Source organism: Prosthecobacter fluviatilis, assembly GCF_055388355.1.
Window position 1 is genome coordinate 4654837 of record NZ_AP043782.1, and the last position, 14197, is coordinate 4669033.

Here is a 14197-nt window from a genome sequence, read left to right on the forward strand (position 1 = left end):
TTTAGAAAGCGCGGTGAAGGGTGGCGTTGTTTGGGCGGGTATAGACGGCCTGCACCACGCTGATGTTCCGCGTGGCAAAGGCGGCCTCGCAGTACTGCAGGTAGTAGTTCCATTTGCGCATGAAGCGCTCGTCAAAGCCCAGTGCCTTCACCTCGGCGGCCTTGGCATTGAAGCGCTCAAACCACAGGCGCAGTGTTTTTGCATACGAGGCGCCCAGATCCTCGAGGCCGTGCATGAACATCTCGCTGGTGCGGTTGATGGCCTCATTCACACGCCCCACGCTCAGCAGCAGGGAGCCGGGGAAGATGTGCTTCTGGATCCAGTCCACGCCTTTGCGCAGGTCCTTGTGCTGGCAGTCGGCCACGGTGATCATCTGAAAGGCCAGCAGCCCCTCAGGCTTCAAAACCTCGGCGCACTTGGCAAAGTAAGTCTCCAGATACTTGTCGCCCACGGCCTCCAGCATTTCGATGGAGGCGATTTTGTCGAACTGACCTGTGATGTGGCGGTAGTCCTGCAGGCGGATTTCCACCCGGTCTGCCAGCCCCTCGCGCGCGACGCGCTCGGTGGCGTACTTGTGCTGTTCTTGAGAGATCGTCACCGCCGTGACACGACAGCCATGATGCTTGGCCGCATGGCAGGAGAAGCCGCCCCAGCCGCAGCCGATTTCCAGCACGTGGTCTCCCGGCTGGAGCTGCAGCTTCTGGCACAGCGCCTCATACTTGGAGTGCTGCGCCTCTGCCAGCGGCTGCCCGGGATACTCAAAGCGTGCGGCGGAGTACGTCATCGTCTCATCCAGCCAGAGGGAGTAGAATTCGTTCCCAAGATCGTAGTGCTCGGAGATGTTGCGCCGGCTGGTGGTGACGCTGTTGGGCCGCAGCAGATGATGCACGCGGTTCACCACATTGAGCAGGTTCACAAACGCCACCTTGCTGGAGGAGGAGCTTCCGCCCTGGGTCTTGGAGAGATTGAGGATGAACCATTCGATCACCGCCGCGATGTCGTCCGTGTCCCAGTCGCCCTCCACGTAGGCTTCGCCAAAGCCCACATTGCCAAACAGCACGCAGTGTTTGAAAAACTCACGGCTGCGAATGCGGATCTCAGCCGTGATGGGTGCGCCGGGCGCTCCCAGCGTCTGAGCCCGGCCATCGGGATGCACCAGGCGCATGCCTCCATGCACGAAAGGCTTGAGCGAAAGCATGAAGAGCCGCTCGTAAAAGCCTTGCTTGGATGCAGCCGCATTCGATACCAGGAGGGGAGTGTCGCAGGTGATGGTGTCGTTCATGATTTTCCGGGTGAAATGGATGCATGAGGCCGCAGCACTCCGAGCTGCAGCGCGGCATTGGCCGCCTTTCGATGCCAGGGAATGCGCTTGAGCCACAGCAGCAGCGCATGCCAGTGAATGAGAAAGATGACGCGCAGGGTCAGCAGCGGATACTTCACCGCGCAGAGCAGCAGCGCGGCATCGGTGAGCGGCCTGCGCGTGCCTGTCAGCGCAGTGAGGAGCACACGATCGTCCTGCTGACGGTCGTCGATGTGGATCTCCAGCTTTTCATCCGGGAGACGGAGCTTGAAATCAAAGCTCAGGTCCAGCGCGAAGAAGGGCGATACATAAAAGTGCTTGGGAGTGATGAGGCGGAAGCGCTGCGCATCTTCGACCGTCTTCAGAATGTAGGGCTTCTGCTCGTGAAAGGTGTTCGTCACCTCCGCCACCGCGCACACCGGATTTCCGGCGGCATCGTAGGCGTAGTAGAAGCACACCGGATTGAAGATGTAGCCCAGCACTCGCGGAAACGTGAGCAGGCGGATGGTGGCGATGCGCGTTGTGTCCACGTCGTTCTCCGCCAGGTAGCGCAGGATGTTGGCCTTCACGCCCTCCGCACCGAGATCGAGGTGATCGCGGTCGAAAAACGAGAAGAGATTGAAGCGGTTGCGGCTGAAAAAGTGCAGCCTGCTGGAGAGGCTGTCGATCTCATCGAGATCCAGCCAGAGGTAAAAAACATTGTAGCTGAACCGGTGCACCTTGGGCTGCAGCCGGTGGTGCATGACCTTGCATTCGTAGATGGCGGATGAGTCAGGCATCACCAGGGTTCCCTTCCGAGGAGATCGCGGCACAGGGCCACCGCCGAGCCAAAGGCGTCCTCGTGGAAGCCATAGCGGAAGTAGCTGCCGCAGAAGTAGGTGCTTTGGTCGGGCGAAATTCGGTTGAGCTCGGGAAGCTGCTTCTGCGCGTCGATCGCGGCCAGATCAAAAAGCGGGTGCTCGTAGTTGATGCGCTTGAGCACTTTCTCCGGCGCTATCTCATCCGCCGCATTGATGGCCACAAAGTAGTTCGTCTTGTCAGACACACCCTGCAGGCTGTTCATCCAGTAGTGCGTGCTCGGCTCGATGCAGCCGCCCGTACCCTCACGGATGCGGTAGTTCCACGAGGCCCAGCATTTCTTGGTGCGCGGCATGAAGCGCTCATCTGTGTGCAGCGTGGCGATGTTGGGCTGGTATTTGAAGCAGCCGAGCAGTGCGCTCTCGCGCTCGGTAGGCTGCGCCAGCATGCGCAGGGTTTGGTCGGCATGGCTGGCAAAGACGACCTTGTCAAAGGTCTCTGCGGCCCCATCGCGTGGGTAAACCTTCACGCCATCGGCACCCCGCTCCACACGCACCACGGGAGATCCGAGGCGAATGCGGTCCCGGAAGGGAACGGTGAGCTTTTTCACATACGATCGCGCGCCATCCGTCACCGTCCACCAGGGGTGCTGCGTGTGCAGGCCGAGGAAGCCGTGGTTGTGCCAGAAGCGGATGAGCGTGAGCGCAGGAAATTCCAGCATCAGCTCCGGCGGTGTGGACCACACCGCAGAGCTCATGGGGATGATGTAGATGTTGAGAAAGTCGGAGCCATAGCCCCGCGCCTCCACATACTCGCGCAGTGTCATGCGTGCGTAGCGCGCATCGTCCAGCGCGGCCACTGCCTCGGCATTGAAGCGGTTGATCTGCAGCATGAAGCGCCAGAAGCGCGGGCTGATGAGATTGCGCCGCTGGCCGAAGAGGTGGTTCAGCGAGGTGCCGTTGTATTCGATGCCGCTCGGCAGGTGCGCGACGCTGAAGGACATGGAGGTCGGCTTGGTGGCCACATCCAGCTCCCTGAAAAGACGGGTCAGCAGCGGATACGTCACATGGTTGAAGACCATGAATCCTGTGTCCACCGGCAGCTCGCGGCCGTCTTCCGGCACCGTGACCGTGTTGGTGTGTCCGCCTGCGTAGTCGTTCTGCTCGAAGATGGTGAGATCAAAATGCGGATGCAGAAAATGCGCGCAGCCCAGGCCTGCGACCCCGGTGCCGACGATGGCAAGACGTGGGCGGCTCATGCTGGATTCCTCCCGGCTGAGAGTTTGAGCTGCTGCGCCTCACGGTAGACGCTGGCTGGCACCACCTTGAGGTCCCAGATCAGCCCCGTCCAGGAGAGCAGCTTGAGCACGTAGTAGGAGATGTCGATCTCCCACCAGAAAAAGCCCTGCCGAGCCGAGCCGGCGTAGCGGTGATGGTTGTTGTGCCAGCCCTCTCCCAGAGTCAGCAGAGCCAGCAGCAGGCTGTTGCGGCTGTCATCTTCCGTTTTGAAGCGACGGGAGCCAAACACATGCGCCAGCGAATTGATGAAAAACGTCGCATGCAGCAGCAGCACCGTGCTGATGAAAAAGCCCCACACCAGCATCTGCGGCCCGTTGGTTCCCAGACCCGGCACATGCTTCTCCATCCAGGCCCCGGCATACCAGAGCAGAGCACCATACATTATCGGCACCAGCTGGTCGTGGCGGTTGAGAAACACCAGTTCGGGAAATTTTTCCAGATCCCGGATGCGGCTGTAGTCCGTGGGGAAGTTTTTGGGGCTCGTCAGCCAGCCAATGTGGGACCACAGAAATCCGCGTACGCGTGGCGAGTGCGCGTCCGGCACCTCATCCGAGTGCTGGTGGTGGTGCCGGTGCACTGAGGCCCACCACAGCGCGCCGCGCTGGCAGGAGGTGTTTCCCAGCACGGCAAAGATAAACTGCATCACGCGAGAGGTGCGGTAGCTCCGGTGAGAAAAGTAGCGGTGATAAAAGGCCGTGATGGCAAACATGCGCACCGCATACAGCAGCAGCGCAGCCACCAGCGCCGCCCAGCTGAAGTCCACCCAAAGCACCGAGAGGCAGCCCAGGTGCAGCACGATGAAGGGAATGCAGCGCCGCCAGTCAATGCCGTCCGTCAGCTTGTCATCTCCCTGCCAGCCTGGGGGCCGGTAGTCGGAGTCAAACCACTGCCTGAGCATGACTATGATCTGCCAGGAGAAGCTGTGTTTTGGAGGTGACTGCGCGGGGTCTGCGGATTTCACGCCTCCTATTGCGCCTGTGCCCTTCTTCTGGATTCAAAAAAAATAACAAATGACTGGTGAACGGCTTGTGCCGCGCCGGACCGGCGTGGTATGAAGCAGCATGAACGACTCCATCGCACCCGGCGCACGCGAGTTTCACACCACACGCTGGAGCCTTGTGCTCGACGCCCAGAACGGCGGCGATGCTACACGGGTACGCCGGGCCATGTCCACGCTCTGCCAGGACTACTGGTACCCGCTCTACGCCTTTGTGCGCAGGCGCGGCCACTCACCGCACGATGCCCAGGATCTGACCCAGGCCTTTTTTCTCTCGCTGCTGGAGACCCCGGCGGCTGCTGATCCTGCACGTGGCAAATTCCGCTCCTACCTGCTGGGCGCGCTGAAAAACTTCCTCGCCAACGACTGGCACCGCAGGCAGACGCAAAAACGCGGCGGCGGGCAAAAGCTGGTGGAATGGGACGCGCTGGATGCGGAGGCACGCTACGCGCTGGAGCCCGCAGAGCAGGCCGACGCCGACACCCTCTATGACCGCCGCTGGGCCATGGAGCTGCTGGCGCGCGCGGTGGAAAAGCTGCGCGTCGAATTTGCGGCCAAAGGTGAGGCGGAAACATTTGAGGTGCTGAAAGGCACGCTCAGCGGCGCCGGGCTGCCGCGAGATCAGATCGCCGAGCAGCTCGGCATGAGCGAGGGGGCTCTGAAGGTGGCCGTGCATCGTCTGCGGCAGAGCTACCGCGAGATGCTGCGCGCCGAGATCGCCGAGACGGTGGATTCGCCGGAGGAAGTGGATGCTGAGATGCGCCACCTCGTGGCGGTGCTGCGGAGCTGAAGTTTTTTTGTAACCCGCGCAGCCGGAGCTTTCAGGAAGTCAGTGAACCACCAGCCACCTCCTGTCATGACTCCTTCCCCGACCTGTCCCCGCTGCGGCACCATACTGCCTGCCGATGCTCCTGCCTCCCTCTGCCCGGCCTGCCTGATGAGCGGCGCCCTGCCGTCTGCCACAGACCCGGACGCGACTCTGCTGATGCCAAGACCAGAGCCCCACGCGCTGCCACGTGCGGGCGCATTGTATGGCGGCTACCGCATCGAGCATGAGCTGGGCCGTGGTGGCATGGGTGCCGTTTACGCGGCGGAGCATCTGGAAAGCGGACGTCGCGTGGCGCTGAAGGTGCTGAGCCACCAGCTCGACTCACCCGATGCACGCGCGCGCTTCCTGCGCGAAGGGCGGCTGGCGGCGTCCATCAATCACCCCAACAGCGTCTATGTCTTCGGCACGGAGGAGATCAAAGGCACGCCGGTCATTGCCATGGAGCTCATCGCGGGCGGCACTTTGCAGGACCGCATCCAGCGCGGTGGCCCCCTGTCCGCAGGTGCTGCAGTGGATGCCGTGCTGCAGATCATCGCCGGTCTGGAGGCCGCGCATTCCGTGGGCATCCTGCACCGCGACATCAAGCCCGCGAACTGCTTTGAGGACACGGACGGCACGGTGAAGATCGGTGACTTCGGTCTGTCCATCTCCACCACGGGCCGGGGAGAGTCTCTGCAAACCATCGAAGGCACCTTTCTAGGCACCCCGGCCTTTTGCTCACCGGAGCAGCTTCGCGGCCAGGAGCTGAATGTGCGCTCGGACATGTACTCCGTGGGCGTCACCTTGTTTTACCTGCTGACCGGACGCACGCCGTTTGAGGGGAAAAACATGGTGCAGCTGCTGGCAAACTCGCTGGAAAAACCGGCGCCGTCCCCGGTGCAGTTCCGGGCGGACATTCCCCAGGGGCTCGCCCGCATCGTGCTGCGTTGCTTGAACAAGCAACCCACGGAGCGCTACGGCAGCTACCAGGAGCTGCGGCAGGCCTTGCAGCCTTTTGCGTCCATCGCGCCCACCCCTGCCACACTTGGGCTTCGGTTTGCCGCTGCGGTGCTCGATCACTTCATCCTCTCTGCGGTGAATTTCGTTGCCCCGTTATTTTTGATCAGCTCGCCCATGGACATCCTGAATCCCGAGATCCTTCGCTCCAGGGAGTTCTACTGGCTCATGGTCGGGCTGTTTGTGCTGAGGCATCTCTACTTCGGCATCGCCGAGGGGCTCTGGGGCGCCTCAATTGGCAAGGCGCTGGTGGGGCTTCGAGTCGCCACGCTGAACCGCAGCGCACCGGGCATTCCGCGGGCTTTCGTGCGTTCGCTGCTGCTGCAGGCGGTCATGGTCATTGAGCTCGTCCGCTATCAGATTCCGGATATGTCACAGGTCACCGTCTGGAGCTACGTGTGGCTGGGCATCCAGATCCTGTTCTTCTTCATCATGTTTGCGACGGCCCGGCGAAAGAACGGCTTTGCGGGCTTGCACGACCTATGGACGGGCACGCGGGTCATCCAGAAGGCCGCGTTTCAGCCACGTGTGGCCGTGATGCAAGCCGCTGCCACCGTTCCCACCACGGACGGCATGCTCAAAGTTGGCCCGTTTCACATCATCTCCACGCTGTGTGAGGCTGACGGTCGCAGGGTGCTGCTCGGGTATGACACGCGCCTGCTGCGCCAGGTCTGGATTCATCAGATGTCTCCCGGAGCCCCGCCGGTGTCTCATGCCGTGCGCAACCTCGCGCGCCCCGGCCGCCTGCGCTGGCTGCAGGGAGCGCGTTCCGAGCTTGAGGCCTGGGATGTCTATGAAGCCGCCCACGGCACGCCCCTGACGCAGCTCATCGGCCGGCATCCATCCTGGCGCGAGGTGAGGCACTGGCTGACTGATCTCGCAGCCGAGCTGGAGGTCGCAGGCAAAACAGCCTCGCTTCCTGAGGCGCTCGCGCTGGACCGCATCTGGATCACCACGGAAGGCCGCGCCAAGCTGCTGGACTTTTCAGCGCCCGGCAGCAGCGGCGCCGGAGATGCCGCTGCGTCACCGCAGGCTTTTCTGCGTCAGGTGGCGATCTCTGCACTGGAAGGCCGCCTGCTCCCGGTGCAGGAGACGTCCGGACGCGAGGTCCGCGCACCGCTGCCCCTGCAGGCGCGCCAGATCCTGAAGGGGCTGGCAGACACGGCAGATCTGCACACGCTGGCGTTGCAGTTTCAGGCTCAGACGCTGCAGCCTGCGGAGGTCTCGCGCTGGCGGCGGTTTGCTCTGTTTTTCGCCACCTTGCTGCCTTCCTTGTTTCTCAGCGCCTTCATGGCCCTGGGCATGTCCTACTATGAAAGCTGGGCGGCGAAAAATCCCGCCTTCTCCGCCATCCACGGCTGCATGAGGTCCTACCAGGAAATGCTCAGAGATGTGAAGCAGCCGGGGCTGGAAAACATTCCCGTTTCCGAAGCACGCAGCGCCATGGAGATCTACATCGCTGGCACTTACGGCCCCATCGTTCGGGATCCGCGCCAGTGGGACACACCTCTCGGTCGCAGCATCCTGCAGCCGCCCATCCGTGCCGCCGTGGAAAAGATCGTGAAGGATCACCCGCAGCCCACGGCGGAGGACGTGCAGAAGGCCAGGGCGCTGCTGAAACCGCTGCTGGACGCCCGTGTCGCGGAGCGGGCCAAAGAGATTGGCATGGCGGGCAAGCTGCACAGCGTGGACTTCGTCACTGCTTCGGTGCTGTGCGTCTATCTGCTGCTCACCGCCCTGCTGAGCCTGTTCTGCGCCGTGGTTTTTCGCGGCGGCCTGATGATGCGCCTGCTAGGCATCGCGGTGGTCAGGGAGGATGGCATGGACGCCTCACGCCTGCGCATGCTGTGGCGCAGCTTCATCGCCTGGGCTCCCATCCTGCTGGTGCCTGTTGTGCTCATGCTGCTCACACGGTTCATGCAAAAGGCCGGTGTTCAAAACCTGGTACAAGGGGCAGGGCTGAGTTTGATGCTGGTGCTTTTTGCGGCTCTTGCCGTGGCCGTTGGCACCACCCGCGGGCGCGGGCTGCACGACCGCCTGGCACGCACCTGGCTGGTGCCGCGCTAGGCTAAACGGCCACGCTGCGCAGGAGCTCGGCGCAGCGCTCGGGCCGCATGCTGTTGATGTAGGTGCCGCTGCCGAGCTCAAACCCGGCAAGCTGGGAGATGCGGGAAACCACCGAAAGATACCAGTGAAAGCAACCTGATGACACTTCGCCCACAGGGGCGGAGCGGATGGTGATGTTGTAGTCCGGCCCGCCGGCGGCGGACCTGAGCCGGCGCAGCAGGCGGCTGAGGATGCCCGCCAGCTCCGCGATGTCTGCATCGCTGATCTCATCATACGAAGACTGGTGCTTGCGCGGAAAAACCCAGGTGTGGTAGGGCGAGAGCGCCGCATACGGCATGAAGGCGACAAACGAGCCCCCCTCCTCGATCACGCGCTCCTCGGCCAGCAGCTCCTCATGCAGCACCGCGCAGTAGAGGCAGCCGCCCTCCAGCTCATGAAAGCGCCGCGCCTCCTGCAGGCGCATGATCACCTGGGAGGAAAGCACCGGCGCGGCCGTGATCTGCGAATGCGAATGCTCCAGCGAGCTGCCTGCGCGCCTGCCCTGGTTTTTGAAAATGACGATGCTCTCCGCCAGCGGATGATGGCGCAGCGCCTGGTAGCGCTCCCGGTACATGCGCAGCATCAGCGCCAGGTGCGCGGGCTCCATGTCGCAGAGGTCCAGGTCATGCCGCGGGTGCTCCACCACCACCTCGTGCACACCTGCGGCGGCCATGGACCTGAAAGTGCCGTTTTTCTTCCGCTGCAGCTCGCAGCCAGGATCGAAGACCGAATACTTGTTGGGAAAGGCACGGACGAGCCACGAGCCATCCGGCGCGGAGATGCGCGCGGTCTCCCCCGGCGTCATCGACTCATTGCCGGTGCAGAAAGGGCAGTCATCCCGGTGCGCCGCCCGTGGCGCAGGCTGCACCCGGTCCCCATGAAAATCATCCGGACGCAGAGCCCGGTCCGGCGCCATGACGACCCAGTCGAGCGTGATGGGGTTGAAGCGCATTTCAGACATGGTTCAGACGGGTTTGGAGTGTGTTGTTTAACGCGAGGGACACCCATAGCTGACAAAAAAAGCCGCGCAGGAAAACCTGCGCGGCTTGATCTTTATCTTAACTGGGTTGACGGCCTAAAGCGGCCAGCTGCGGCGCAGCTGGACAACTTTACTTCGCAGCCTTCTTGAGGGCGTCGGCCTTGTTGGTCTGCTCCCAGGTGAGGTCGGCGTCGTCGATCTTGCCGAAGTGACCGTAGTTGGTGCTCTTGCTGTAGATCGGGCGCAGGAGGTTGAGCTGCTTGACGATGTCTGCTGGCTTGAAGGAGAAGACCTTCAGCACGGCGGCAAGGATCTTGTCGTCGCTGATGGTTCCGGTGCCGAAGGTGTCGATGTGCACGCTCACAGGCTCAGGATGGCCGATGGCGTAGGCAAACTGCACTTCGCAGCGGGTGGCGAGGCCGGAGGCCACCACGTTCTTGGCCACCCAGCGGCCCATGTAGGCGGCGCTGCGGTCCACTTTGGAGGGGTCCTTGCCGGAGAAGGCGCCACCGCCATGACGGCCCATGCCGCCGTAGCTGTCCACGATGATCTTGCGTCCGGTGAGGCCGCTGTCGCCCTGAGGACCGCCAACGACGAACTTGCCGGTCGGGTTGATGAGGTACTCGGTGTCCTTGGTGAGCATTTCCTTCGGCAGCACCTTCTTGATGACCTGCTCGATGCAGAATTTTTCGATCTCGGCGTGGCTCACGTCCGCAGCGTGCTGCGTGGAGATGACGACGTTCACGATGCGGGTGGGCTTGCCGTCCACGTATTCCACGGAGACCTGGCTCTTGGCGTCAGGGCGCAGCCACTTGGCCAGCTTGCCGGCCTTGCGGATGCGGGTCAGCTCACGACCCAGACGGTGGGCGTACATGATCGGAGCAGGCATGAGCTCAGGGGTGTCGTCGCAGGCAAAGCCGAACATGATGCCCTGGTCGCCAGCGCCCTGTTCCTGGGTCTTCTTGCCTTCAGCCGCAGCGGCGTCCACACCCTGGGCGATGTCGGGGCTCTGGATGGTGAGGTAGTTATTGATGAAGAGCTTGTCGGCGTGGAAGACGTCGTCGTCATTCACGTAGCCGATGCCGCGCACGGCGTCACGGATGACCTTGCCGACGTTGATCACTTCATCGATGGGCTTGGTGGTGCCAAGCTTCTTGTTCTGCAGCTTGGGGATGGTGATCTCGCCACCGACGACGACGACGTTGCTCTTGGCAAAGGTTTCGCAGGCGACGCGGCTCTTGGGGTCGATCGCAAGGCAGGCGTCGAGGATGGCGTCAGAGATGGTATCGCAAACTTTGTCAGGATGGCCTTCGCCGACGGACTCGGACGAGAAGATGTAGCTACGGGACATGATGGTGGTCGTGTGGGTTATATTGACGAATCATGATTTGATGATGCGTCTTGGAAAGGCGGCAGAGTATTCCCCAAAACGGGGGCGTCAATGTGGATTTCGGGGTGACAGCGGCATGCCCACTTCTGTACGATGCCTCCCAGCCTTGAAACAAATCACCACCTGCCTCCTCCTGCTTGCCAGTTCTTTGCCCCTGGCGGCAGACGCCCCGCCTTTTGCGCCCAAGTCGATGGCCTACGTCCTGCAAGCCGAAAACCTCGCCAGCAGCCGCGAAGCTGCGGTGCAAAAACTCGCCTCCTCCGATCGCGACCTTATCGTCATCGATGCCGCCTTCAGCAGCGAGGGTGACTGGACACCCGCAGAGATCCAAACCATCCGCACTGGCAAAAAAGGCCGTCGTGTGGTCGCCTACGTCTCCATTGGCGAGGCCGAAGACTACCGGCCCTACTGGCAGAAAAGCTGGGATGCAGACAAAAATGGCCAGCCGGACGCCGCCGCCCCCAAGTTCCTCAACATTGAAAACCCCGACTGGAAGGGCAACTACCGCGTGCGTTACTGGCAGCCCGAATGGCAGCAGATCATGCTCCCAGCGGTGGACAAAGTTGTGGCCCAGGGGTTTGACGGCATCTATCTCGACATCGTCGATGCCTTTGAATTCTACGAATACGATGCAGCGACCCAAAGCTGGCTCGACAACCGGCCCAATCCTGATACCGGCAAAACGTATCGGGAAGACATGATCGCATGGGTCGCCGCCATCGCCCAGAGGGCGCGTGCCAGGCAGCCCGGCTTCCTTGTCATCCCGCAGAACGCCCCCCAGCTCCTCGCCCACGCAGATTATCGTGAAATCATCAGCGCCATCGGTGTGGAGGATTTGTTCGTCGCAGACAGGAAATTGCGCACCGAAAAGCAGTCACGCTACGTCGTGGGCTTTCTCAAACAGCTGCAGCCAAGCGGCAAGCCTGTGCTGGTGATCGATTATCCGAAGTCGTCGGCCATTCATTCCGCCGCATTTGAAGCTGCGGCCAGACAGGGCTTTACCCTGCTGCTCACCGACCGGCCATTGACGACGCTGGGGGAGTCGAAATGAGGAGATAAGCAGGGCGGCGCCCACGTTCTGCCTTCATGCGCTGTTTTCTTCTGGCACTCGTCTGCGCCCTCAATGCCTGGGCTGCTGAAAAACCCAATGTCGTCTTCATCCTCGTGGATGACATGGGCTTGGGGGACGCCTCCTGCTTTGGCGGGCAGGTGCCGACGCCTCACATGGACCGGCTGGCGGGGGAGGGGATGCAGTTCCGGCAGTTTTATGTGGCCTCACCCATCTGCTCGGCCTCACGGTGCGGCGTGCTCACGGGGCAGTTTCCTGCGCGCTGGCGCATCACCAGCTACCTGCAAACGCGGGCGGGCAATCGCGAATGTGAGCAGGCGGATTTCCTGGACCCGCAGGCCCCCTCGCTGCCGCGTGCCTTTCATGAGGCTGGCTATGCCACGGCCCACATCGGCAAATGGCACCTGGGCGGAGGGCGCGATGTGGCAGACGCTCCCCAATTTGCCGCCTATGGTTACGACCTGGGCCTGGGCACTTATGAGAGCCCGGAGCCTGCCGCAGCCCTCGGCTTGAAAACCATGCCGTGGGAAACCAGGCGCGAGCCCCAGCAGGTGGAGCGGCATGAACGCACGCGCTGGATGGTAGACGAGGTGCTGAAGTTCATGCAGCAGCATGCCTCCGGGCCCTTTTTTGTGAATCTGTGGCTCGATGACGTGCACACGCCCTACCGGCCTGTGGAGGGCCGGGATGAGCGCGGCCTGCCGGAGAAATATAGGGATGTGCTGGTGGAGACGGACCGCCAGATCGGCCGCCTCGCAGATGCGCTCCCGCGCAACACTCTCCTGCTGCTCTGTGGTGACAATGGCCCGGAACCCACTCTGAACCGTGCGCGTACTAAGGGGCTGCGCGGCATGAAGTGGAGCCTCTATGAAGGTGGCATCCGCACACCGCTCATCGTGCGCTGGCCTGGCGTGGTGCCGGCAGGCGGTGTGAATGAGTCCACCGTCGTCAGCAGCGTCGATTTCATGCCCACCCTCTGCTCGCTGGCCAAGATCACGCCCCCGAAGGCCGCCCAGGACGGGGAGGACATGAGCGCCGCGTTGCGCGGGGAAAAAGTGCTGCGCCAGAAGCCTCTCTTCTGGGAATATGGCCGCAAGCCAGGCGCGGCAGGCAAAGTGAAAGGCGGCTTTCCCTATCCCAAGGAGCCGGACTCTAAATCTCCCAACGTTGCCATCCGCGAGGGGGGCTGGAAGCTTCTGGTGAATGCGGACGGCACGCAGACCGAGCTGTACCACCTCGGCAGAGACCCGAACGAGACCACCAACCTGGCAGAGGCCGAAAAAGAGACCGCCGAGCGACTGAAAAAGGCCGCTTTGGAGTGGCGGGCCGCATTGCCGTGAAATTTCCCCTCGCCAGCGGAGAAAATGCCACTAGGATGCGCGCCCCCTTACCCCAACCATGTCCGAACCAAAGAACATCCTCCGCCTTGGCCTGCCCAAAGGCAGCCTGCAGGAGCCGACGCTTGAACTGTTCAAGCGCGCGGGGTTCAACATCGTCGTCTCCTCCCGTTCCTACCGCCCCTCGGTGGATGACTCAGAGCTGGAGCTGCGCCTGCTGCGCGCCCAGGAGATCGGCCGCTATGTGGACCACGGCTTTCTGGACTGCGGCATCACAGGTCGTGACTGGATCGTGGAAAACGGCGCGGATGTCGAAGTCATCACGGACCTGCGCTACAGCAAGGCGACCTCCTGGCCCACGCGCTGGGTGCTGGTGGTGCCAGATGACTCCCCTGTGAAGACCGTCAAGGACCTGCAGGGCAAGCGGATCGCCACCGAAGCGGTCGAGATGACGAAAAAATACCTCGCTGCAAACGGCGTCGAGGCCGAAGTCGAGTTTAGCTGGGGTGCCACGGAAGTGAAGGTGCCCGAAATGGTGGATGCCATCGTGGACATCACCGAAACCGGCTCGTCCCTGCGCGCGAACAAGCTGCGCATTGTGGACACGCTGATGGAAAGCTACCCCCAATTTGTTTCCAGCAAAACTGCCGCCCGTGATGAATGGAAACGGCAGAAGATGGAGACACTCGTGCTGCTGCTCAAAGGTGCCCTTGAGGCCCGCCACAAGGTGGGGCTCAAGATGAACGTGCCCGCGAAGCAGCTGCAGGAAGTGGTCGCCTGCCTGCCGTCCCAGCGCTCGCCCACCGTTTCAACGCTCGCCAGCCAGGAATGGGTGGCCGTGGAAACGGTCATCGACGAAGCCACCGTGCGGGTCATCATCCCGCAGCTCAAGTCGCTGGGGGCCGAGGGTATCGTCGAATACCCTCTGAACAAAGTCGTCCACTAGATCAACGCCAACACACAGGAGAACACGAACATGGGATCGCTCAAAAAGCGGAGAAAAACGAAGATCAACAAGCACAAGCGCAAGAAGCGCATGCGTGCGAACCGTCACAAGAAGCGTTTGCGCTACAAGTCGTAACCGCTAGCCTTCCCGGC

Annotated in this window: 12 protein-coding genes; 6 read left to right on the forward strand and 6 right to left on the reverse strand. The window is 62.2% G+C overall.

The genetic code is table 11. The features are described from left to right. Position 1: 1 nt before the first annotated feature. From ACZ5WW_RS18145 to ACZ5WW_RS18160, 4 genes are read right to left on the reverse strand one after another with little or no spacing between them, the layout of a single operon-like run. Entirely contained in the window at positions 2–1282 is a 1281-nt protein-coding gene (locus ACZ5WW_RS18145; protein ID WP_377165630.1) for a class I SAM-dependent methyltransferase, read from the reverse strand. Then, positions 1279–2079 carry a DUF1365 domain-containing protein gene (locus ACZ5WW_RS18150; RefSeq protein WP_377165628.1) on the reverse strand — a complete coding sequence of 267 codons (801 nt, stop codon included), beginning with the start codon at positions 2077–2079 and terminating at the stop codon, positions 1279–1281. Before ACZ5WW_RS18150 ends, ACZ5WW_RS18145 begins: the two co-directional genes overlap by 4 nt. Further along, positions 2079–3356, reverse strand: a complete 1278-nt coding sequence (locus tag ACZ5WW_RS18155; protein ID WP_377165626.1) for an NAD(P)/FAD-dependent oxidoreductase — start codon at positions 3354–3356, stop codon at positions 2079–2081. The genes ACZ5WW_RS18150 and ACZ5WW_RS18155 overlap by 1 nt, the downstream gene beginning before the upstream one ends. Further along, the gene (locus tag ACZ5WW_RS18160; protein WP_377166577.1) at positions 3353–4294 is read right to left on the reverse strand and encodes an acyl-CoA desaturase; all 942 of its coding nucleotides are present in this window, start codon (positions 4292–4294) and stop codon (positions 3353–3355) included. The genes ACZ5WW_RS18155 and ACZ5WW_RS18160 overlap by 4 nt, the downstream gene beginning before the upstream one ends. Before the next feature lie 163 nt (positions 4295–4457). Between ACZ5WW_RS18160 and ACZ5WW_RS18165 the strand changes: the two genes are divergently transcribed. Both ACZ5WW_RS18165 and ACZ5WW_RS18170 read left to right on the forward strand, forming a co-directional pair. Next, entirely contained in the window at positions 4458–5183 is a 726-nt protein-coding gene (locus ACZ5WW_RS18165) for an RNA polymerase sigma factor (RefSeq protein ID WP_377165624.1), read from the forward strand. 66 nt (positions 5184–5249) lie between these two features. After that, positions 5250–8285 (forward strand): protein kinase domain-containing protein, encoded by a 3036-nt coding sequence (locus ACZ5WW_RS18170; RefSeq protein ID WP_377165622.1) that lies wholly within the window; start codon positions 5250–5252, stop codon positions 8283–8285. Between the two features lies 1 nt (position 8286). On the opposite strand, the gene ACZ5WW_RS18175 is transcribed toward ACZ5WW_RS18170, so the two are convergent. Then, positions 8287–9285, reverse strand: a complete 999-nt coding sequence (locus tag ACZ5WW_RS18175) for a galactose-1-phosphate uridylyltransferase (RefSeq protein WP_377165620.1) — start codon at positions 9283–9285, stop codon at positions 8287–8289. A 148-nt stretch (positions 9286–9433) separates the two neighbouring features. Beyond that, the gene (gene metK / locus ACZ5WW_RS18180) at positions 9434–10654 is read right to left on the reverse strand and encodes a methionine adenosyltransferase (protein ID WP_377165618.1); all 1221 of its coding nucleotides are present in this window, start codon (positions 10652–10654) and stop codon (positions 9434–9436) included. 145 nt (positions 10655–10799) lie between these two features. On the opposite strand from metK, the gene ACZ5WW_RS18185 reads away from it, so the two are divergent. The 4 genes from ACZ5WW_RS18185 to ACZ5WW_RS18200 are packed head-to-tail and all read left to right on the forward strand — an operon-like array spanning position 10800 to position 14180. Beyond that, positions 10800–11744, forward strand: a complete 945-nt coding sequence (locus ACZ5WW_RS18185; RefSeq protein ID WP_377165616.1) for an MJ1477/TM1410 family putative glycoside hydrolase — start codon at positions 10800–10802, stop codon at positions 11742–11744. 35 nt (positions 11745–11779) lie between these two features. Then, positions 11780–13102, forward strand: a complete 1323-nt coding sequence (locus tag ACZ5WW_RS18190; RefSeq protein ID WP_377165614.1) for a sulfatase-like hydrolase/transferase — start codon at positions 11780–11782, stop codon at positions 13100–13102. A 58-nt stretch (positions 13103–13160) separates the two neighbouring features. Next, entirely contained in the window at positions 13161–14045 is an 885-nt protein-coding gene (gene hisG / locus ACZ5WW_RS18195; protein ID WP_377165612.1) for an ATP phosphoribosyltransferase, read from the forward strand. A 30-nt stretch (positions 14046–14075) separates the two neighbouring features. Further along, positions 14076–14180 (forward strand): AURKAIP1/COX24 domain-containing protein, encoded by a 105-nt coding sequence (locus ACZ5WW_RS18200; protein WP_133796641.1) that lies wholly within the window; start codon positions 14076–14078, stop codon positions 14178–14180. Positions 14181–14197 lie beyond the last annotated feature (17 nt).